This window comes from Streptomyces venezuelae ATCC 10712 (genome assembly GCF_008639165.1).
Taxonomy (GTDB): domain Bacteria; phylum Actinomycetota; class Actinomycetes; order Streptomycetales; family Streptomycetaceae; genus Streptomyces; species Streptomyces venezuelae.
Window position 1 is genome coordinate 2,717,187 of sequence record NZ_CP029197.1, and the last position, 19,915, is coordinate 2,737,101.

Annotated in this window: 17 protein-coding genes; 5 read left to right on the plus strand and 12 right to left on the minus strand. The window is 72.9% G+C overall.

Annotated features, from left to right (window positions below; translation table 11 throughout):
• Positions 1–108: 108 nt before the first annotated feature.
• Both DEJ43_RS12405 and DEJ43_RS12410 read left to right on the plus strand, forming a co-directional pair.
• Positions 109–753 carry a hypothetical protein gene (locus DEJ43_RS12405; protein ID WP_015033707.1) on the plus strand — a complete coding sequence of 215 codons (645 nt, stop codon included), beginning with the start codon at positions 109–111 and terminating at the stop codon, positions 751–753.
• 154 nt (positions 754–907) lie between these two features.
• Positions 908–1,375 (plus strand): hypothetical protein, encoded by a 468-nt coding sequence (locus tag DEJ43_RS12410; RefSeq protein ID WP_015033708.1) that lies wholly within the window; start codon positions 908–910, stop codon positions 1,373–1,375.
• 151 nt (positions 1,376–1,526) lie between these two features.
• Here the strand turns inward: DEJ43_RS12410 and DEJ43_RS12415 are convergent, their stop codons facing one another.
• Entirely contained in the window at positions 1,527–2,864 is a 1,338-nt protein-coding gene (locus tag DEJ43_RS12415) for an esterase-like activity of phytase family protein (RefSeq protein WP_041662409.1), read from the minus strand.
• Between the two features lie 167 nt (positions 2,865–3,031).
• The gene (locus tag DEJ43_RS12420) at positions 3,032–4,699 is read right to left on the minus strand and encodes a DUF2079 domain-containing protein (RefSeq protein WP_106433841.1); all 1,668 of its coding nucleotides are present in this window, start codon (positions 4,697–4,699) and stop codon (positions 3,032–3,034) included.
• A 60-nt stretch (positions 4,700–4,759) separates the two neighbouring features.
• Between DEJ43_RS12420 and DEJ43_RS12425 the strand changes: the two genes are divergently transcribed.
• Positions 4,760–5,911 (plus strand): winged helix DNA-binding domain-containing protein, encoded by a 1,152-nt coding sequence (locus tag DEJ43_RS12425; RefSeq protein WP_015033711.1) that lies wholly within the window; start codon positions 4,760–4,762, stop codon positions 5,909–5,911.
• A gap of 89 nt (positions 5,912–6,000) precedes the next feature.
• Here the strand turns inward: DEJ43_RS12425 and DEJ43_RS12430 are convergent, their stop codons facing one another.
• The 4 genes from DEJ43_RS12430 to kdpF are packed head-to-tail and all read right to left on the minus strand — an operon-like array spanning position 6,001 to position 10,547.
• A complete protein-coding gene (locus tag DEJ43_RS12430; RefSeq protein WP_015033712.1) occupies positions 6,001–6,675 on the minus strand; it encodes a potassium-transporting ATPase subunit C in 675 nt (224 codons plus the stop codon).
• A 6-nt stretch (positions 6,676–6,681) separates the two neighbouring features.
• Positions 6,682–8,787 carry a potassium-transporting ATPase subunit KdpB gene (kdpB, locus tag DEJ43_RS12435; RefSeq protein WP_015033713.1) on the minus strand — a complete coding sequence of 702 codons (2,106 nt, stop codon included), beginning with the start codon at positions 8,785–8,787 and terminating at the stop codon, positions 6,682–6,684.
• Positions 8,784–10,448, minus strand: coding sequence for a potassium-transporting ATPase subunit KdpA (gene kdpA, locus DEJ43_RS12440; RefSeq protein ID WP_015033714.1), 1,665 nt, complete (start codon positions 10,446–10,448; stop codon positions 8,784–8,786). Before kdpA ends, kdpB begins: the two co-directional genes overlap by 4 nt.
• A gap of 9 nt (positions 10,449–10,457) precedes the next feature.
• Complete coding sequence (kdpF, locus tag DEJ43_RS12445) at positions 10,458–10,547, minus strand: K(+)-transporting ATPase subunit F (RefSeq protein ID WP_033204243.1); 90 nt, start codon at positions 10,545–10,547, stop codon at positions 10,458–10,460.
• Positions 10,548–10,961: 414 nt separating this feature from the next.
• Between kdpF and pucL the strand changes: the two genes are divergently transcribed.
• Positions 10,962–11,879, plus strand: a complete 918-nt coding sequence (gene pucL / locus DEJ43_RS12450) for a factor-independent urate hydroxylase (protein WP_015033716.1) — start codon at positions 10,962–10,964, stop codon at positions 11,877–11,879.
• A 10-nt stretch (positions 11,880–11,889) separates the two neighbouring features.
• Here pucL and crcB (DEJ43_RS12455) read toward each other — a convergent pair whose 3' ends face one another.
• Together crcB (DEJ43_RS12455) and crcB (DEJ43_RS12460) are read right to left on the minus strand one after the other, a co-directional pair.
• Positions 11,890–12,243 carry a fluoride efflux transporter CrcB gene (crcB, locus tag DEJ43_RS12455; RefSeq protein WP_015033717.1) on the minus strand — a complete coding sequence of 118 codons (354 nt, stop codon included), beginning with the start codon at positions 12,241–12,243 and terminating at the stop codon, positions 11,890–11,892.
• On the minus strand, positions 12,240–12,680 hold the full coding sequence (gene crcB, locus DEJ43_RS12460) for a fluoride efflux transporter CrcB (protein ID WP_015033718.1): 441 nt from the start codon (positions 12,678–12,680) through the stop codon (positions 12,240–12,242). The genes crcB (DEJ43_RS12455) and crcB (DEJ43_RS12460) overlap by 4 nt, the downstream gene beginning before the upstream one ends.
• A 363-nt stretch (positions 12,681–13,043) precedes the next feature.
• Here crcB (DEJ43_RS12460) and DEJ43_RS12470 point away from each other — a divergent pair, with 363 nt between their 5' ends.
• Entirely contained in the window at positions 13,044–14,306 is a 1,263-nt protein-coding gene (locus DEJ43_RS12470) for an IS701 family transposase (protein WP_015033719.1), read from the plus strand.
• Between the two features lie 16 nt (positions 14,307–14,322).
• Here the strand turns inward: DEJ43_RS12470 and DEJ43_RS12475 are convergent, their stop codons facing one another.
• From DEJ43_RS12475 to DEJ43_RS12490, 4 genes are all read right to left on the minus strand, one after another.
• Positions 14,323–16,353 (minus strand): helix-turn-helix domain-containing protein, encoded by a 2,031-nt coding sequence (locus DEJ43_RS12475; RefSeq protein WP_015033720.1) that lies wholly within the window; start codon positions 16,351–16,353, stop codon positions 14,323–14,325.
• A gap of 181 nt (positions 16,354–16,534) precedes the next feature.
• A complete protein-coding gene (locus DEJ43_RS12480; protein ID WP_015033721.1) occupies positions 16,535–17,416 on the minus strand; it encodes an AfsR/SARP family transcriptional regulator in 882 nt (293 codons plus the stop codon).
• Between the two features lie 320 nt (positions 17,417–17,736).
• Positions 17,737–18,204, minus strand: coding sequence for an anthrone oxygenase family protein (locus tag DEJ43_RS12485; RefSeq protein ID WP_015033722.1), 468 nt, complete (start codon positions 18,202–18,204; stop codon positions 17,737–17,739).
• 33 nt (positions 18,205–18,237) lie between these two features.
• The gene (locus DEJ43_RS12490) at positions 18,238–19,869 is read right to left on the minus strand and encodes a vWA domain-containing protein (protein ID WP_015033723.1); all 1,632 of its coding nucleotides are present in this window, start codon (positions 19,867–19,869) and stop codon (positions 18,238–18,240) included.
• Between the last annotated feature and the right edge of the window lie 46 nt (positions 19,870–19,915).

The window sequence follows — 19,915 nt, forward strand, 5'->3', positions numbered from 1 at the left end:
GGGCGGGAAGGCGCCCCTCGTACGCGGGGCGCCTCGCGTACGAGGCGCGCGGTCGCCGATGCCCGCGCCGCGAGCGCCCCCGGAAACCCGGAGCCCCCAGGACCGCCCATGGACACCGACGCAGTGATCGGCCGGCTGCTGCGGGAGCACGGCCGGACGTACGCCGACGAGGCGGGGATCGTGCTGCACGACAAGCCCGCCCCGCTCTACCAGCTGCTCGTCCTGACCGTCCTCTGCTCCGTCCGCATCCGGGCCGACATCGCCACCGCCGCCGCCCGCGAACTCTTCTCCGACGGGCTGCGGACCCCCTCCGCCATGGCGGACTCCTCGTGGCAACAACGGGTGGACGCCCTCGGGCGGGCCCATTACGTCCGGTACGACGAGAGCACGGCCACCGCCCTCGGCGAGGGCGCGCGGCTCGTCCTCGACCGCTACCGGGGTGACCTGCGGCAGCTCCGCGAGGAGGCCGCGGGCGATCCGGACGCCCTGCGCGGGCTCCTCCGCGAGGTGCCCCGGATCGGGCCCGTCGGCGCCGGCATCTTCTGCCGTGAGGCGCAGGCCGTCTGGCCGGAGCTGCGCCCGTACTTCGACGAGCGGTCCCTGACGGCCGCCGCCCGGCTGGGTCTCCCCCACACCCCGGCCGGTCTCGCCCGGCACGTCGACCCGGCGGACCTCTCCCGCCTGGCCGCCGCTCTCATACGGGTCAGTCTGACCCGTGGGAGTCCGGCGGCGGAGCGCCGCGCCGCCGCGTGAGGCACCCCTGCGCCCGTAAGTCGGGCTGTCTCCCGTCCTGTTGACGCCGTGTTGAGCGTTCGTTGGTGTCGCCCGCGACGGTGTTCCCACAGACCGGCCGGGCCGCGCCGCGACAGGGGTGCGCGGCCACCGGCCGGACGGAGAGGGAGCCCTCATGCGAACGAAGATCAAGAGTGGTGTGCTGCGCGGAAGGCTGCTGCCCGCGGCGGCGCTGGCCTTCGCCGCGCTCGCCGTGACGACCAGCCCCGCCTCGGCCGCCGGCCTGCCGTGCAGCGGTTACGCCTGCGACAACTGGGACCCGAACACGGTCAGCTGGGACTCCGGCCCCACCACCGACGCCACGGCGACGGTACGCGGCTTCGCCACCGTGGAACTCCGGTCCGGGAAGAAGGACGGCCGGTGGTACGGCTGGGCCAGGACCGCCACCACCTACTACAAGTACGGGGTGTGGATCGACCGTTCCACGGACGGGGGCAGGACGTGGGACGGGACGCGGGGGTACGTGCACGCCGACGGCGGTCAGGAGTACACGTCGATGTCCTACTGGCCCGACGGCACGTGGCTGCGCGCCTGCGTCAACGTCGAGGGCATCGAGCTGAAGTGCACGGGGTGGGTGAGCTGACCCCGGCCGGGCGCCCGGCGGGGTGAGCTGAGGTACCTGCCGCCCGGCCGGATGAGCTGAGCTACCGGCCGCCCGGCCGGGTCAGCTGGGCAACCGGCCGAGCAACCGACCGCCCGGCCCGGTCAGCTGAACGACCCGCCCCCCGCCAGCGTCAGCGCACCGGCCGTGGCAGCCGTACGCGGACCAGGGTCGTCTCCACCTCGCTGTCGACCAGGCGGCCGTTCGCGTCGAAGGCGGCCGGGCCGTCCGTCATGCCGAAGTCGTTGTCGTTGAGCAGGACCAGCGTCGAGGAGCCTTCCAGGGCGAGGCCCTCGATCTTGCCGGGGACGCCCTCGACCCGGTTGAAGTCGACGATCAGCCGCTTGGCGAGGACCGGCGCCCCGGCCGCCGCCTCGTCGTCGAGCTGCTCCAGGGCCGGGCTCGCCGTGGAGTCCCACGCGGTGCCGAGGATGTCGGCGCCGCGGCGGAGGCGTACCTCGTAGGCGCGGGAGCCCTTGTCGGTGCGCTCCTGGACGAGGAGGCGGTCGCCGCCGAGGGCGACGACGGAGGAGATCTTCAGCTCGGCGGTCTTCGTCTGGCCGGGCTCGACGACGCCGACCGGGTCGAAGCGGTAGGCGTACTCGGCCGTGACGCGGTTCTCGCGGGTCGAGAAGCGCAGCAGCCTGGTCGTGCGGGAGTCCTCGCCTGCGGCCTTGTCGGGGTTGAGCAGCGGGCTCTGCAGCGCCATGACGAGGTCGCCGTCGGGGAGCAGCGCGAGGCCCTCGAAGCCGCGGTTGATCTTGCGCTTGAGGAAGATCGAGGGGAGCGACTCGACGACCGGGTAGTCGGCGCCGGTCAGGCCGAGGCCCTTCGGCACGTGGCGGGCGAGGACCCGGCCCTTCGCGGAGACGTGCACGAGGGACGGGCCGTACTCGTCGACCAGCCAGAAGCTGCCGTCCCGGTCGCGCACGAGGCCCTCGGTGTCGAGGCCGTTCGGGTTGTACGGGAGCGGGGTCGAGGCGTTGTAGTCGTACGGGGCCTCGTCGCGGCCCGGCTGGTTGGGCAGGCCGGTGACGGGCGCGCCGGAGGCGGTGGTCAGCGGGATGGCCTTCAGCACCTGGACGCGGTCGCCGACGGTGCGGACCTTCACGATCGCCGGGTCGAAGCCGGGCACGGGGAAGGTGCGCCGCTTGTCCTTGCCGACCGAGATCTGGCCGTTGGGGCCCCGGTCGGTCACCGTCCAGTACTCGCCGCGCCGCTCGGCCGGGTACAGGTCGCTGCCGATGCCGCCGAGGTCGACGTCCCGGTCGTCGGCGACGGTGCCGGGGAGGAGGCGGTTGCTGAAGGCGGCCAGCGGGATGTCCGGCAGGGTCGAGGTGGTGACGACCCGGGCGGCCGAGCCGTGCCGCGCGGGCTCGGCCTCGGCCGTACCCATGACCACCGTGAGCGCGAGCGCGGCGGAGAGCGGCAGCGCTACGGTGGCGGGCCGGCGCAGGAGGCGCGGATTCATCTGAACTCCCTTTGACACATGGTTGTCGCCCATGGAGGCGGCCTCATGGTCCATTTCCGGCCACAACGCCGGGCGTCGGGAACGCGACGGCGGGGGGAGTCCTCGGTGAACGCGCGGCGCCGCGCAGGACGGGCGGTAGCCGCCGGGCCGCTCCCCCGCCCCGGCGGCTACCGCAGGAACAGGCTCGTGCCGACGTCCGTAGGGACGGCCTCGCGGATCGGTGTGCTGTCCGGGCCCGGCAGCCGCATGCCGGGGATCGGCACCCGCCGGGTGCGGTGCAGCAGGACCGCCCCGTCGCGTTCCCGGACCTTCGTGTACCCGTGGGCCAGCAGCAGCTCCACGCGCCGCCGTTGCTCGTCGAGCGAGGCGAACGGGAAGGTGCGGCCCGACACCCGGAGGACGACCCAGTCGGCGCCCCGGGGGGTCGCGTCCGCGAGGACGACCCGGGTACGGGCGGTCAGCCGGGGCGCGACGACGTTGTCCGCCTCCACCGTCGCCCCGTCGGGGACGAGTTCGGCCGCCGCGGCGAGCGCCGCGCGGTCGGTCGGGGGCCGCCAGGCGCCCGGCTGGAAGAAGAGGACGAGGCCCAGGCCGAAGGAGGCCGCCGTGGCCAGGGCGATCCCCGCGCTCCCCCACCACAGGGCCGGCGCGCGCCTTCCGTACGAGGTCCGGTGCATCCGTCCCAGCGTCTCCAGCGCGGCCGTCAGCAGGATCGGCCACAGGAAGGCGTCGTAGTGGTTGATCACCGGCCAGTGGTTGGGGTTGTCGGAGAGGACCCGCTCCGCGAGCAGCGGGACGGCGAGCAGGAAGGTCGGGGAGCCGAGCGGGAGCAGGGCCAGACTGCCCAGGATCCAGGCCGTCATGGCGACCTTCACGCCGGGGGTGACGGCGACCTGGAACAGCACCCACGGTTCGGCGAGGACGTGGGCCAGGGCGGCGCGCGGGTCGGCGCCGAGGCTGCCGTACGACCAGTAGTAACCCTCGGGGCCGCCCATCGCCGGCAGGAACCAGGTGATCACGGCGACCGAGACGAGGGGTCCGGCCAGGGCGAGGGCGAGCCCGGTGGCCCGGCCGTGGCGGTGGCCGGCGCGGTGCGCCCGTACGGCGAGGACCAGGCCGAAGGCTCCGACGACGAGCCCCATGTCCTCCTTCGTGGTGCAGAGCAGGGCCGCCCAGCAGGCCGCGGCGGCGTACCGCCGGGCGAGGCCGCGCTCCAGCATGAGCAGGGTGAACGGTACGGCGAAGGCCACCTCGTGGAAGCCGTTGTACGCGGAGTTCAGCAGCGGCCACCCCAGCGCGTACACCAGGCCGGCGAGGTCCGCCGCCCGCCGTGCGGTGCGGGGCGGGGCGTCCGCGAAGGAGTGCCGGGCGATGCGCCGGACCGCCGGCACGCCCACCGCGAACAGCGCGGCCTGCGCGAGGAGGAGGACCCTCGGGTCGTCCCACAGCCAGTACAGCGGGGCGAGCAGGGCGAGCGCCGGGGTGAAGTGGTCGCCGAGGAGGGAGAAGCCGGGCGGGAACTCGTGGTGCACGTTCTTGATGGGCGACCTGGGCAGTTCGAAGTGCGCGTAGGCGCGGACGGCCTGGTCGAAGATGCCGAGGTCGAAGCCGGTGAGCCGCATGGCCGTCCAGGACTGCAGGCCGATGCCGCAGCAGACGAGGAAGCAGAGGAGGGTGAGGGCGGTACCGGACCGCCAGGACGACGGTGCCGGCGGTGCCGACGGTGCCGGGGTCTGCGCGCGGTCGGCCGCGCGCGGTCGTGGCGCGACGGCCAGTCGCTCCCCCGGCCCCTCCCCCGCCCCCTCCTGCGGTCGTTCGGACGCTTGTGTAGACATGTCCCCCATGGCCAAGACTTTACGGTGCGTTCCTCTCGCCCCAAGGGGGAGAATCCCGCCATGGTGATCACCGCACGTGCGCTCAACCGCTCCACCCTCGACCGTCAGTTGCTGCTCGGCCGGGCGTCGATCGGCGTCGAGGACGCCGTACGGCGGGTGGTGGCCCTCCAGGCGCAGCAGCCGGGTTCGCCCTATGTGGCGCTGTGGAACAGGGTCGCCGGCTTCGATCCGGCGCGGCTCGACGAGGCGGTGGCCGGTTTCGCGCTGGTCCGCTCGACCCTGATGCGGCTCACGCTGCACCTGGTGCACGCCGCGGACTACCGGGCGTTCCGGGAGGCCATGGAGCCGACGCTGCGCGGTTCGCGGCTGCACGATCCCCGGTTCAAGGCGGCGGGGTTCACGGCCGCCGACGCCGACGCCCTGCTGCCCGCTCTCCTGGAGTACGCCGGGGAGGCGCGGAGCGGGGCCGAGATGCGGGAGCGCCTGGAGGAGGCGTGGGGCGGGCCGGTGGAGGCCGTGGTGTGGCGGATGATCCGGCAGTACGCGCCGCTGTGGCACGCGCCGACCGGGCCGCCGTGGTCGTTCGGGGCGGCGCAGTCGTTCGTGACGGCGGGCGGGCCGCTGCCGGTGCTGGGTGATCCGGACGCGGCGGCGGCGGGGCTCGCCGTCCTGATCCGGCGCTATCTGGAGGGCTTCGGGCCGGCGTCCGTACCGGACATGGCGCAGTTCGCGACGGCGCCGCGGGGCAAGGTGCGGGAGGCGGTACGGCTCCTCGCCGGCGAGCTCACGGAGTACGAGGGGCCGGGCGGGACGGTGCTGTACGACGTGCCCGGGGCGGTGCTGCCCGACGAGGACGCTCCGGCGCCGCCCCGGCTGATGGCCATGTGGGACAGCGTCCTGCTGGCGTACGCGGACCGTGGCCGGGTCATTCCGCCCGAGTACCGCAAACACGTGATCCGGGTGAACGGCGACACGCTGCCGACGCTCCTCCTCGACGGGTACGTGGCCGGGGTGTGGCGCCCGGTCGAGGGAGGCATCGAGGCCTCGGCCTTCCACCCGCTGCCCGCCCGGGTCTGGGCGGAGCTCGCGGTGGAGGCCGAGGCGCTCGGCGGCTTCCTCACCGCCCGGGACGCCCGGGTCTACGGCCGCTACGACCACTGGTGGGTCAAGGGACTTCCCACGGTCGAGACCCGGGTGCTGCCGGGGTCCTGACGGACGGCGACCCGGTCGGGGCCTGTGTCGGCCGCCGGGCCCGTATCGGCCGCCAGGCCCCGTATCAGCCGCCAAGCCGCCCCCCTCCGTCAGCCCTTCGTCGCCACGAGCTGCTTGAGGGCGATGTTGAGCTTCAGGACGTTGACGCGGGGCTCGCCGACGAAGCCGAGGATCCGGCCGTCGGTGTGGTCGGCGACGAGCCGGTCGACCTGGGCGACGGGGAGCCCGTTGCGTTCGGCGACGCGGTGGACCTGGAGCTTCGCGTACGCGGGTGAGATGTGCGGGTCGAGTCCGGAGCCGGAGGAGGTGACGGCGTCGGCGGGCACGTCGGAGGGCTTCACCTGGTGGTCGGCCGTGGAGTTGTCCTCGACGACGGCGGCCTTGGCGTCCTTCACCCACCGGATCAGCTCGGCGTTGTCGCCGGAGCGGTTGGTGGCACCGGACAGGATGAGCGAGTACCGGGTGTTGACGGAGTTGGTGCCGAGGCCGTTGGAGGGGCGTGGCTGGAACCAGCGCAGGTCGGGGGCCGGGGTGTCCTCGCCGTCCTTCAGGGGCAGGTCGTAGCGCTGGCCGATGAGTTCGGAGCCGACGACCTTTCCGCTCGCGTCCTCGATCTCCGAGCCGTTCGCCTTCCCGGGGAAGGCGAGTTGGGCGGCGCCGGTGACGGCGAGCGGGTAGAGCACGCCGCAGACGACGGTCAGGACGAGGAGGGCGCGCAGGCCCGCCCACAGGACACGGCCGGTGTTCGCCGCTGAGTTGTTCATCGTGTGTCAGCCGATTCCGGGGATGAGGGTGAGGAGCATGTCGATGAGCTTGATGCCGATGAAGGGGGCGATGAGGCCGCCGAGTCCGTAGAGGCCGAGGTTGCGGCGGAGCATCGAGTCGGCGCTGCTCGGCCGGTAGCGCACGCCCTTCAGGGCCAGCGGGACGAGGGCGATGATGATCAGCGCGTTGAAGATGACGGCGGAGAGGATCGCGGACTCGGGCGAGGTCAGGCCCATGATGTTGAGCTTGTCCAGCGAGGGGTGGGCGACGGCGAACATCGCGGGGATGATCGCGAAGTATTTCGCCACGTCGTTGGCGATCGAGAAGGTCGTCAACGCTCCTCGGGTGATGAGGAGTTGCTTGCCGATCTCGACGATCTCGATGAGCTTGGTCGGGTTGGAGTCGAGGTCGACCATGTTGCCGGCCTCCTTCGCGGCCGACGTGCCCGTGTTCATCGCCACGCCGACGTCCGCCTGCGCCAGCGCCGGGGCGTCGTTGGTGCCGTCGCCGGTCATGGCGACCAGCTTCCCGCCTGCCTGCTCCCGCTTGATGAGCGCCATCTTGTCCTCGGGGGTGGCTTCGGCGAGGAAGTCGTCGACACCGGCCTCCTCGGCGATGGCCTTCGCGGTCAGCGGGTTGTCACCCGTGATCATGACCGTGCGGATGCCCATCCGGCGCAGTTCGTCGAACCGCTCCCGCATGCCCTCCTTGACGACGTCCTTCAGGTGGATGACGCCGAGGACACGCGCGCCCGCGCCGTCCTCCAGAGCCACGAGCAGCGGCGTGCCACCAGCCTGGGAAATCCGGTCCGTGAGCGCCTGCGCGTCCTCGGAGACACTGCCGCCCCGCTCCTTCACCCAGGCCACGACCGCTCCGGTCGCGCCCTTCCGTACCTTCCTGCCGTCCACGTCCACGCCCGACATGCGGGTCTGGGCGGTGAACTCGATCCACTCGGCGTGGGCCAGTTCGCCCTGGTGGCGCTCGCGCAGGCCGTACGCCTGCTTCGCGAGGACCACGATCGAGCGGCCCTCCGGCGTCTCGTCCGCGAGGGAGGAGAGCTGGGCGGCGTCGGCCAGTTCGGCCTCCGTCGTGCCGGCGACCGGGACGAACTCCGAGGCCTGCCGGTTGCCCAGGGTGATCGTGCCCGTCTTGTCGAGGAGCAGCGTGGAGACGTCACCGGCGGCCTCGACCGCGCGGCCCGACATCGCCAGGACGTTGCGCTGGACCAGCCGGTCCATGCCCGCGATGCCGATCGCGGAGAGCAGCGCGCCGATCGTGGTCGGGATCAGGCAGACGAGCAGGGCCGTCAGCACGATCAGCGAGGTCTGCTCGTCCGCTCCGGCGTAGATCGCGAACGGCTTCAGCGTCACCACGGCCAGCAGGAAGACGATCGTCAGCGAGGCGAGCAGGATGTTGAGGGCGATCTCGTTGGGGGTCTTCTGCCGGGCGGCGCCCTCGACGAGGTTGATCATCCGGTCGATGAACGTCTCGCCGGGCTTCGTCGTGATCTTCACGACGATCCGGTCGGAGAGCACCTTCGTGCCGCCGGTGACCGCGCACCGGTCGCCGCCGGACTCGCGGATGACCGGGGCCGACTCGCCCGTGATGGCCGACTCGTCGACGCTGGCCACGCCTTCGACGACGTCACCGTCGCCGGGGATGGTGTCGCCGGCCTCGCAGACGACCAGGTCGCCGACGCGCAGCTCGGTGCCGGGGACCCGCTCCTCGTGCGGGCCGGTGATCCGGCGGGCGACGGTGTCGGTCTTGGCCTTGCGCAGGGTGTCGGCCTGCGCCTTGCCGCGTCCCTCGGCGACCGCCTCCGCGAGGTTGGCGAAGACCGTGGTCAGCCAGAGCCAGGCGGTGATCGCCCAGCCGAACCAGTCCCCCGGGTTGGTGACCGCGAGGACCGTGGTGACGATCGAGCCGATCAGCACCACGAACATGACGGGGGACTTGACCATGACCCGGGGGTCGAGCTTCCTGATCGCGTCGGGGAAGGACGTGACGAGCTGCTTGGGGTCGAACAGTCCGCCGCCGACGCGTCCGGCCTCGGCGGGCCGGCCGCCGGGCGCCTCCGACTGCGGGGGCCGGGTGGGGGTGATGGTGCTCATGCTGCGAGCCCTTCGGCGAGCGGTCCCAGCGCGAGGGCCGGGAAGTAGGTGAGACCGGCGACGATGAGGATCGTGCCGACGAGCAGTCCGGTGAACAGCGGCTTCTCGGTGCGCAGGGTGCCCGCCGTCTCCGGTACGGGCGTCTGCTCGGCCAGCGAGCCGGCGAGCGCGAGCACGAACACCATGGGCAGGAACCGGCCGAGCAGCATCGCGATGCCGATGGTCGAGTTGAACCACTGGGTGTCCGCGTTGAGGCCGGCGAAGGCCGAACCGTTGTTGTTGGCGCCCGAGGTGTAGGCGTAGAGGATCTCGGAGAAGCCGTGCGCGCCGGAGTTCGTCAGGGAGTGCGACGGGGTGTCCAGGACGAACGAAGCCGCCGTGAAGCACAGCACCAGCGCCGGTGTGATCAGGATGTAGAGCGCGGCGAACTTGATCTCCCGCGTGCCGATCTTCTTGCCCAGGTACTCCGGGGTCCGGCCGACCATCAGTCCGGCGATGAACACCGCGATGATCGCCATGATCAGCATGCCGTAGAGGCCGGAGCCGACGCCGCCGGGCGCGATCTCGCCGAGCTGCATGCCCAGCATGGTGATCCCGCCGCCGAAGCCGGTGTACGAGGAGTGGAAGGAGTTCACCGCTCCCGTGGAGGTCAGTGTGGTGGCGACCGCGAAGATCGAGGAGCCGCCGATGCCGAACCGGGTCTCCTTGCCCTCCGTCGCCCCGCCGGCCAGGTCGAACGCCGGTCCGTGGTGGGCGAACTCGGTCCACATCATCAGCGCCGTGAAGCCGAGCCAGATCGCGGCCATCGTGCCGAGGATCGCGTATCCCTGCTTCAGGGAGCCGGCCATCCGGCCGAAGGTCCGGGTCAGCGCGAAGGGGATGACGAGGATCAGGTAGATCTCGAAGAGGTTGGAGAGGCCGTTGGGGTTCTCGAAGGGGTGGGCGGAGTTGGCGTTGAAGTAGCCGCCGCCGTTCGTGCCCAGCTCCTTGATGACCTCCTGGGAGGCGACCGCGCCGCCGTTCCACTGCTGTGTGCCGCCCATGAACTGGCCGACCTCGTGGATGCCGGCGAAGTTCTGGATGGCACCGCAGGCGACCAGCACCAGGGCGCCGACGACGGAGATCGGGAGCAGGACGCGGACGACGCCCCGGACCAGGTCGGCCCAGAAGTTGCCGAGTTCGCCGGTACGGGACCTGGTGAAGCCGCGGACGAGGGCGACGGCGACCGCGATGCCGACCGCCGCCGACACGAAGTTCTGCACCGCGAGGCCGCCGGTCTGCACGACGTGGCCCATGGCCTGCTCGCCGTAGTACGACTGCCAGTTGGTGTTCGCCACGAAGGAGGCGGCCGTGTTGAAGGCCTGGTCCGGGTCGATCGACACGAAGCCGAGCGAACCCGGCAGCGAGCCCTGCACCCGCTGGAGCAGGTACAGGAAGAGGACGCTCACGGCGGAGAAGGCGAGGACGCCGCGGAGGTAGGCGGGCCAGCGCATCTCCACCGACGGGTTGGCGCCGATGCCCTTGTAGATCCACTTCTCCACCCGCAGGTGCTTGTCGGAGGAGTAGACCCTGGCCATGTGGTCGCCCAGCGGCCGGTACGACAGGCCGAGCGCGACGACCAGAGCGAGGAGCTGGAGGACCCCAGCGAGAACGGGACTCATGGTGCGGCCTCAGAACCTCTCGGGCTTGACGAGGGCGAGGACGAGGTAGCCCAGGAGGGCGGCGGCCACCAGCAGACCGACGATGTTCTCGGCACTCACAGCTTGGCCACCCCCTTGGCGATGAAGGCCACCAGCGCGAAGACCGCGATCGTGGTGACGACGAAGGCCACGTCGGCCATCGTGAGCTCCCGGATGCACGAAGAAGGAAGAACGGATTCTCGGACCAGATGAGGAAACCTCTCCGCAGGCCGCTCGCCGCCTCCGTTGACGTGCCCCTAACGCCGCGAATGCCCGTCTTGACGCTTCCTCTACGCGCAGCCCGCCCCATTGCCAGTGGCCGGAAGCCGACATATCTTCGAGCGACACCTACGGACCGGGATGCTCGTCAGTCCCGGGGCGGCCCGCCGTTCACGGGCCGGACGGCGGGGAGCGGACCCTCGGGGACGACGGGGAGGCTGGACGCCGGGCGTACGGGATATCCGTATCCACGTACCCGCAGGAGCTGAGCAGCACATGAGCAAGCACGTCCTGGCGCAGAACCAGTACGGCAAGGCCGAGAACCGCATCGTCACCGTGACCCGCAAGGGCGACGCCGGCGCATGGCACGAGATCCGCGACCTGAACGTGTCGGTGGCGCTGCGCGGCGAGTACCGCGACGTCCATCTGACCGGCGACAACGGCAACTGCCTGCCGACCGACACCACCAAGAACACCGTGTACGCCTTCGCCAAGGAGCACGGCGTCGCCTCCCCCGAGGCCTTCGGCATCCTTCTCGCCAAGCACTTCGTGACCTCGCAGGCGGTGATCCACGAGGCGCAGATCCGGGTGGAGGAGTACGCCTGGGAGCGGGTCTCCGTGCCCACCCGCAAGGAGCAGCACTCCTTCGTCCGCACGGGCCAGGAGGTCCGCACGGCGCAGATCACCTACTCGGCGAACACCGGCCTCCAGGTCCTCTCCGGCCTCAAGGACCTGACCGTGATGAACTCGACGAACTCCGAGTTCCACGGCTTCCTCAAGGACAGGTACACGACGCTGCGGGAGGCGTACGACCGGATCCTCGCCACCAAGGTCACCGCCCGCTGGGCGAACTCGGCCCCGGCGGCGGCGGACGAGGAGCACGACTGGGACCGCTCGTACCAGAAGGTGCGGCGGCACATGCTGGAGGCGTTCGCGGAGACGTACAGCTACTCGCTCCAGCAGACCCTGCACGCGATGGCCGACCGGGTCCTGGACAACGTCCCCACGGTCAACGAGGTCCGGCTCAACCTGCCGAACAAGCACCACTTCCTGGTGGACCTGGAGCCGTTCGGGCTGGAGAACGACAACGAGGTGTACTTCGCGGCGGACCGGATGTACGGCCTGATCGAGGGCACGATCCACCGCGACGGCGTCCAGCCGGTGATCGCGACCAGCGACTGGATCACCGCCTGAGACCCCTCCGCTAGAACAGCCCGGCCGCCCGGACTCCCAGCCATACGGCTCCGAGACCGGCGGCCAGGCTCGCGGCGACGTTGAGCGCCGCCCGCCCCTTCGCCCCGTCCTCGACGAGCTTGAGTGTCTCGTACGAGAAGGTCGAGTACGTGGTGAGCGCCCCGCACAGGCCCGTGCCGAGCAGCAGGTGGACCTGGGCCGAGGTCACCCCGGTGAGCAGTCCGAGGACGAACGAGCCGGTGACGTTCACCGTGAAGGTGCCCCAGGGGAAGCCGGGGCCGAAGCGGGCCCGCGCGGCGAGGTCCGTGAGGTAGCGCAGGGGTGCGCCGACGGCGGCCCCGGCGACGACGAACAGCCAGTTCACGGGCGCCTCCCCGGCCCGCGTACGGCCCGGGTGGCGGCTCTGGCGGCCGTGACCCCGGCCCGGACGGCGGCGAGCGCGGTGACCGCGGTCCCGCCCAGGTAGAGCAGGCCGCGCAGCGGGTCGCCGGCGCTCAGCAACCGCTCGGTCTCCAGGGCGTACGTCGAGAAGGTGGTGAACCCGCCGCAGAACCCGGTGCCGAGGAACGGGCGGAGGAGGGGGTGCGGGGGCGCGGCCGACCACTCGGCCGGCTTCTCCGTGAGCAGCACCATGAGCACCCCCAGCAGGGCGCAGCCCAGCACGTTCACCGTGAACGTCGTCCACGGGAAGGCACCTTCGGGGGTGGGCCACAGCAGCCCCGCGCCGTAGCGGGCGCTCGCGCCGAGGGCGCCGCCGGCGGCCACCGCCGCGACGACCGGCGGTTCGGCGCGCGCTCCCATGCGCCACAGCGTACGGGGGGACGATCAAGGCGAGGCGCACAGGCACGGCCCCCGGCCTGGGGCATTAACCGGGGTCCGGCCCGTGCAGCCTCGCTCTGCGATGGTCCGGCCACTCCCTGCGACGGGTCAAAGCCCGGTCGGCGAGTCTGTCAGATCCCCCACGGGGTATTCGGCGAGGCCCTGACGGGGGCCCGTGAGGGGTGCGCGGAGACCGCTGTGAGCTGCGACGACACGGCGGGGGGTGGTCCGGCCACCATCCGGCGGCCGATTCGGGTGCCGGGTACACCTCGTCCTGGAGGGGCCTGCCGGGCGACGGTGGTGGGGCAGCGGGAGGGAGCTGCTCAACCTGAGGGCAGGAGTGTCGTGAGTACATCCGTCGCAACCAAGCGCAGGGCCGCCGCCGGGGCCGTTTCCCCGGCCGTTCCCCTGGGCGTCGTCAGGTCCGTCGGCGCGGCCGGCTCGCGCGAGGACGTCTACGCCGAGCTGTGTGCCGCGCTGTTCTCCGGCTTCCCGCGCCGCGACCAGCGCCTGAAGGCCGAGCAGTACCTGCACGGCCTGCTCACCGCGCAGGGCCGCAAGTCGATCCGGAACATCGCCGCGCAGATAGGCGGGCCCGCCGCCGAGCAGAGCCTGCACCACTTCGTCTCCAGCTCCACCTGGGACTGGCAGCCGATGCGGGCGGCGCTCGCCCACTTCCTCGAGCGCAACAGCTGCCCGCAGGCCTGGGTGGTGCGCCCGATGCCGATCCCGAAGGCCGGCGAGCACTCGGTGGGCGTGGACCGGCGCTTCGACCCGGAGCGCGGTCAGGTCTTCCACGGCCAGCAGGCGTTCGGCGTCTGGTTCGCGAGCGACGAACTGAGCGTCCCCGTCAACTGGCGGCTGTTCCTGCCGGACCCCTGGGTGAACGACCGCACGCGGCGCGACCGCGCGGAGGTTCCCCAGGAGGCCGGCGAGGAGACGCTGGAGGAGTGCGCGGTCGCGGCGGCGCTCGACACCGCGCGCTGGTCCGACGTCACCCGCAAGCCGGTGCTGCTCGACATCCGGGGCGGCGCAGGGCGGGCGGCCCTGACCCGGCTCGCCGGGGCCGGGGTGCCGGTCGTGGCCCGGATCGGTCCGGGGTCCCGGCTCGCGATCGCCGACCGGTCGCTGCCCGGCTTCGGCGCCGGCCCGCTGTCCGCGGTGCAGATCCTGGAGTCGCTCAAGGGCCTGCGCAGGCCGGTCAGCTGGGTGGACACGGTGGCCGGTGCGCGGACCTCGCGGACCTCGCTGGCCACGGCCGTCCGGGTCGCGCTGCCGACGCCGGGCGGGGAGCGGATGCGTCCGCTGGTGCTGCTCGGCGAGTGGGACGACCCCCGGCGCGCGCCCTCCCGGGTGTGGATCAGCGATCTGACCGGTTCGCCGGTCGGCACCCTGCTGCGGCTGACGAAGCTGGCCCGCCGGGTGGAGCGGGACTTCGTGGAGGTCGGCGAGGGCGCGGGCCTGCGGGACTTCGTGGGGCGCTCGTACCGCGGCTGGCACCGGCACATCACGCTGGCGTCGGCGGCCCACGCGGCGACGGTCCTGGCCGCCACCGACTGGGAAGGGGCGTACGGCTCCGGCTACGGCTCGGGGCGTACGGCGAGCTGATCCGGCTGCCGGGTCCTCAGGTGGTGCGCTCGGGCGGGCCCGGCGGCTGGCGGGCCGGGTCCGCGGCCGCGCGGCCCCGGGCGAGGACCTCGCGGGTGCGCTGGAGGCGCAGTGCCAGCTGGACCTCGAGGACCTGGCCGGGCTTCTGCCATTCGGGGCCGAGGAGTTCGCCGATCCGCTCCAGGCGGCGCGAGACCGTGTTGGGGTGGACGTGGAGCGCCTCGGCGGCGTTCGTCGGGCTGCCGCCGGAGGCGAAGTACGCCTCCAGGGTGTGGGTGAGGTCGGTGAACCGCTCGGCGTCGTAGTCCAGTACGGGCCCGATCGCCGCCTCGACGAAGCCGTCCACGTCGTTGTCGTCGGAGAGCAGCAGCCCGAGGAAGCCGAGGTCCTGCACGGAGGCCGCGGAGCCGGTGCCGCCGAGCGCGCTCATCGCGTCCAGGCAGCGGCCGGCCTCCTGGTGCATCCGGGCCACGCCGTCGGGGCTCCAGCCTGGTCCGGCGGCGGCGACCGAGACGGGGTGTCCGAGCAGCGGGGAGAGCTCCGCGGCGACGGCCTTGGCGGCGGCGGAGGCGTCGATCCCCGGGAGCAGCAGCACGATGCAGCCGCCCTGCACGGTCTTCAGTCCACTGAGGCGGTACGCGTAGGAGGAGGCCCACACCACGGCCCGGCCCTGTTCGCCGCCCTCCGGCCGGGCGAGTACCAGGACGTGCGGTTTGCGGAGGTCGACGCCGAGCCGGCGGGCGCGCTGGGCGATCTGCTGGGGGGCGTGCGGCGGGTCGGCGATGAGGTCGTCGAGGAGTTCGTCGCGGACGGGTCCTTCGGCGACGGCGGTGGAGCGTCGCATGAGGAGGAGGAAGGCGACGGACTGGGCGGAGAGTTCGAGCAGCCGCTCGTCCTCGCCGGTGAGTCCGCCGGCGGCCCGGATGACGAGGCCGCCGAGGTCTTCGGAGCCGGCGATGACGGGGGCGACCCAGGTGTCGTCGTCGGCGAGGACCGGGCGGCGGCGGGCGTGCGCGTCGAGCGAGGCCTTGGCGACGGCCTCCTCGTCGAGGCCGGGTATGTCCCCGGCGGTGGCGAGGCAGCGGCCGCCCTGGTCGCGGATCATCACGGTCGCGTCGAGGGCGTCGGCTGCGGCCTTGGCGACGTTGCACAGGTCGCCGCCCGCGAGGACGAGGTTCATGATGCGGCCGTGGGCCTCGCTGACGTGCCGCATCCGGGTGAGGCTGGTGCGGACCCGGGAGCTGTCCCGTTCGAGTTCGGAGACCTCGGCCCGGGTGCGGTCGAGGAGTCCGGCCTTCTCGACGGCGAGCGCGGCGAGGTCGGCGAGCGCGGCGAGCAGCCCGATCTCCTCGGGGGTGTGGTCGCGGACGTGCCGGTCGGCGCCGTGCAGGGCCCCGATGACGGTGTCGCCGCTGCGCAGCGGCGCGGCCATGATCGCGTGCAGGTCCTCGGCGCGCAGGGCCGCCTCGGCGGACTCGTCGAAGGCCGGCGCGTGGACGCCGGCGTCGAGGGAACCGGAGGGGGCGAAGCGCTCGTCGGCGAGGTAGTCGGCGGTCCAGACGGGCTCTCCGTGGAGCTGGACGGCGCCGCCGAGTCCGTATCCCTCGGCGATCCGGAGCCCGGGGGCGAGGCGGGGGCCTTCGACGCGTCCGCCGCGGGTGCCCTCGGTGGTGTGGACGTAGGAGGCGCCGTGCGGGCCGCGGAGGGTCACGTACGCCAGGTCGAGGCCGAGGAGCCGGCGGGCGCGGCGGGTGATCACCCGCAGCAGGCTGTCGAGGTCGTAGGAGAGGGTGAGGTCGCGGGCGGTGTCGGTGAGGGTGGCGAGCCCGGCCTCGCGGCGGGCGTCCCGCTCGCGTCCGGCCCGGACCTCGGCGGCCAGGGCGACGGCCCGTTCGAGGCGGTCGAGTTCGGCGGCGTCGGCGCCGGTGGCGCGGGCCTCGTCGACGAGCCCTTCGAAGCGGGCGGCGGGCGCCTGCCGGGCGAGGAGTTCGAGGACCGTGAGCAGCGCGTCGGCACCACCGGCTCCGTGCGCGCCGTGCAAGGTCATGGCCCCTACCCCCGTGGTCGAGCGAAATCGGGCACCTGGGAGGAAACCCGTACTGCTCGCCGAAAATAATTCGGCTTCGGGAGTCGGTCAACGGTGAGTTGCCGCACTTCATTCCCGGTGGTGGCCGCCGGGGCGCGTCCCGCCGCGGGGGCGGGGGGCCGGCCGGGGCCGGGCCGGCCGGTCAGCCGACCGAGCCCGCCGGGACGAGCCGGGCGCGGGCCGGGTGGTACTGGGCGGGGACGCGGGGGCGGTACAGCGGGCGGACGGTGGTGTTCCGCACGGCGAGGACCGAGCGCTGGAGGCGGCGCAGGCGCGCCGAAGGCTCCATGCCGCTCTCCCCCTTGAGGGCGACGCGCAGCCGCTCGTAGGCGGTGAGGGCCTCGTCGTGCTGTCCGCAGCGCAGCAGCGCCACCATGTAGTGGGCGTGGAGGGGCTCGTTGGTGCGGTAGCGGGCGACGAGGCCGGAGAGCTCGGAGACGAGTTCGGCGTGTCTGCCGAGTCCGAGCTGCGCTTCCATCCACTGGTCGAGGACGCTGAGCCGGGAGGTTTCGAGGCGCTCGATCTCCCTGCGGAGCCGGGGTCCGGCGGCGACGCCCGCGTAGGGTTCGCCGCGCCACAGGGCGAGGGCCTCGCCGAGGCGGAGCGCGGCGCGGGCGAGGTCTCCGGCCTCCATGGCGCGGTAGCCGGCGCCGGCCGCGCGCTCGAACTGCCAGACGTCGTGGGCGCCGCCGCCGGTGTCGAGCCGGTAGCCGCCGGGCTGGGAGACGAGGATCGCGTCGGCGGTGCGCCGTTCGGCCCAGCCGGTCGCGGGCTCCGCGGGGTCGGCGCCGCGCAGGGCGGCGGCGATGAGGGACCGCAACTCGGCTATGTGGGCCTGGAGTTCGGCGCGGGCGCCGCGCGGGGCGCCGGACGGCCACAGTTCCTCGGTGAGGACCGTGACGGGGACGACCTGGTCGGCGCTGGCCGTGAGCAGGGCGAGGAGCTGTCGGGGTGCGGCCGCGGTCGGGGTGATCGACACCCCGTTCTCACGTACCGACAGTCCCCCCAGAATCCGGACGTCCATCTTGCCCCCTCAGTGCCTGTGCGACGTCAGCGCGCGGGATGACTCTCGATGATTAGAAAAGACCCCCGTAGGCATGTCAATAAGAAACCGGAGGGTACGGAATCCGAACCCTGGATATCGGGGTGATTCACCCCCTTTGTGGGGTTATAAGGGCGTAAGATTTTCGTCACTGGCGCAGACCAATGGGCACCGGAAGACGGTTTCCGGACTCGGAGGTACGCTTTCGAGGGGTCGGCCGAGATGGTTGAAGGCTCTACACCCGCGAGTTCACGCCAGAAACCGGCCGCCGGGTACGGTTCACGGCGGCCGGGCGGCAGGCCCTACAGGACCGCGGCGGCGGTCAGCAGGCCGAACGCGACGACGATCTGCGGGGTACGGACCCGGTGGAAGCCGTTCCACCGGCGCTCGAAGGCGGCGCGGACGGCCGACGGCTCGTCAGCCGTGGACTCCGAGGCGGCCAGCGCGTTGTTCAGCGGGATGTTGCCGCCGACGGTGACCACGTGGTTGAGGACCGCGCACACCAGGCCCGCGAGGACCAGCCACTTCTGCGTCGGGGTCCGCCCGTCGCCCGGGACGAGGAACGCGGCCAGGGGGAAGGCGACCACCCCGAGGAAGACCAGCAGGAACACGGCCCTGGGCACGGCCTCGTTGATCCGGCGCATCGCCACGACGAACTCGGCGTCCGTCAGACGGGCCAGCGCGGGCATGATCCCGGTCTGGAAGATCAGCATGAAACCGGCGTACAGGCCGGTGCATCCGACGGCGAGGGCGAGCAGCAGGGAGGCCATGCGGCCATTCTGACCCGCTGCCCGCCCCCCGCGTCAGCTGTACGGGTCACCCGACCTCAACTCACCCTCGCGGGCGCCGTCCCCGTCCGGCGTCCGGCCCGGTCCGTCGGCCCGCCGGAGCAGCCCGTCGGCCTGCCGCACGGACGCGGCCAGCTCGCGCACCACCGCCGAACCCGAACGGCCGGCGATCGCCTCGGCGCGCTCCGCGAGCGCCGGGAGCCCCGGCCCGCCCGGCAGCCCGCCGCCCCGCAGGGCGTCCGCGAAGTAGGCGCTGATCGCGGTCAGCTGCAGACTGTCGTGGCCGCCGCCCCAGAGGTCGGCGGTCAGCCCGGCCGTGCCGACCGAGCCGGACCGCTCGTGCGGCGCCCGGGTGGCGGGGTCCAGCCAGCGCACGGTGGCGGTGGCGACCGGGCCGCTCGCCCCGGGCCTGGTCTTCACCGCGTACAGCGCGGTGACGGTGTGCCCGGCGCCGACCTCGCCGCCGTCCACCCGGTCGTCGCGGAAGTCCTCGTCGGCGACCTCCCTGTTCTCGTAGCCGATCAGCCGGAACCGCTCGACGGTCCCCCGGTCGAAGGCGACCTGCGCCTTGGCGTCGCGGGCGCGCAGCTCGACATGGGCGGGCAGCTGGTCGACGAAGACCTTGCGGGCCTGCGCGGAGGTGGAGACGTAGGTGGTCTGGCCGTCGCCCCGGTCGGCGAGCCGCTCCATGAACGCGTCGCCGTAGTCGCTGCCCACCCCGACGCCGAAGAGGGTGATCCCGTAGGCCTTGCGCTCCTCCTCGATCCGTTCGAGGATCGCGCCGGCCTCGGTGGCGCCGGTGTTGGCGAGCGCGTCGGAGAGGAGGACGACCCGGTTGGTGGCGTCCTTGCGGTGGCCGTCGACGGCGACGTCGTAACCGGTGCGGACGCCGGCCTCGACATTGGTGGAGGAGGTCGTCGCGAGCGAGTTCACCACCTCGCGGACCCGGCCCCGGGCCTCCCCCACCCGGGTCATCGGCAGCCGGGTCTCGGCCTCGTCGCTGAAGGTGACCAGGGCGATCGAGTCGTCGTCGCGGAGCTCGTCGGCGAGCAGTCCGAGCGACTCCTTGACCAGGTCGAGGCGGCCCGGCTCGGCCATCGAGCCGGAGATGTCGACGACGAAGGTGAGGGCGGCGGGCGGGCGTTCGCCCGTGCGGTCCGCGGCGCGGGTGGCGAGCCCGACCCGGACCAGGGACCAGCCGTCGCTCCCGGCGCGGGCCCCGTCGAGGGTCACGCTGAAGCCGTTGTCCGCCGGGCGCGGGTAGTCGGGGCGGAAGCTGTTGACGAACTCCTCGGGGCGCACGGTCGCCGGGTCGGGCAGCCGCCCCTCGGCGAGGGTCCGGCGGGCGTAGCCGTACGAGGCGGTGTCCACGTCCAGGGCGAAGGTGGACAGGTAGTCGGGGGCGGGCGCGGTGGAGGGCCGGGCCCGCTCGTCGCCGCCCTCGGGGTTCACCCGGCTCCCTCCGTCGGGGGCGGCCGGGGCGGTCCGGCCGTTCCCCCGGGCCGCGTGGTCGGCGGACGTCTCGCCGCGGTCGCCGCCTCCGGCGGCGCAGCCGGCGACGGCGAGTCCGGCGGCGAGCAGCGCCGCGACGAGCGCCGGGCACCGGCCCCGGCGGTGGGCGGCGGTCCCGCTGTTCTGTCGTTCCACGTCATCTCCCCCTCTGGGTAAGGCACTTGTGAATGTGACGAACGAG

Excerpts from the sequence above, each read along its gene's own strand:
- DEJ43_RS12405 (WP_015033707.1), top strand. The coding sequence starts at position 109 with ATGGACACCGACGCAGTGATCGGCCGGCTGCTGCGGGAGCACGGCCGG.
- DEJ43_RS12410 (WP_015033708.1), top strand. The coding sequence starts at position 908 with ATGCGAACGAAGATCAAGAGTGGTGTGCTGCGCGGAAGGCTGCTGCCC.
- DEJ43_RS12415 (WP_041662409.1), bottom strand. The coding sequence starts at position 2,864 with ATGAATCCGCGCCTCCTGCGCCGGCCCGCCACCGTAGCGCTGCCGCTC.
- DEJ43_RS12420 (WP_106433841.1), bottom strand. The coding sequence starts at position 4,699 with ATGTCTACACAAGCGTCCGAACGACCGCAGGAGGGGGCGGGGGAGGGG.
- DEJ43_RS12425 (WP_015033711.1), top strand. The coding sequence starts at position 4,760 with ATGGTGATCACCGCACGTGCGCTCAACCGCTCCACCCTCGACCGTCAG.
- DEJ43_RS12430 (WP_015033712.1), bottom strand. The coding sequence starts at position 6,675 with ATGAACAACTCAGCGGCGAACACCGGCCGTGTCCTGTGGGCGGGCCTG.
- kdpB (WP_015033713.1), bottom strand. The coding sequence starts at position 8,787 with ATGAGCACCATCACCCCCACCCGGCCCCCGCAGTCGGAGGCGCCCGGC.
- kdpA (WP_015033714.1), bottom strand. The coding sequence starts at position 10,448 with ATGAGTCCCGTTCTCGCTGGGGTCCTCCAGCTCCTCGCTCTGGTCGTC.
- pucL (WP_015033716.1), top strand. The coding sequence starts at position 10,962 with ATGAGCAAGCACGTCCTGGCGCAGAACCAGTACGGCAAGGCCGAGAAC.
- crcB (WP_015033718.1), bottom strand. The coding sequence starts at position 12,680 with ATGGGAGCGCGCGCCGAACCGCCGGTCGTCGCGGCGGTGGCCGCCGGC.
- DEJ43_RS12475 (WP_015033720.1), bottom strand. The coding sequence starts at position 16,353 with ATGACCTTGCACGGCGCGCACGGAGCCGGTGGTGCCGACGCGCTGCTC.
- DEJ43_RS12480 (WP_015033721.1), bottom strand. The coding sequence starts at position 17,416 with ATGGACGTCCGGATTCTGGGGGGACTGTCGGTACGTGAGAACGGGGTG.
- DEJ43_RS12485 (WP_015033722.1), bottom strand. The coding sequence starts at position 18,204 with ATGGCCTCCCTGCTGCTCGCCCTCGCCGTCGGATGCACCGGCCTGTAC.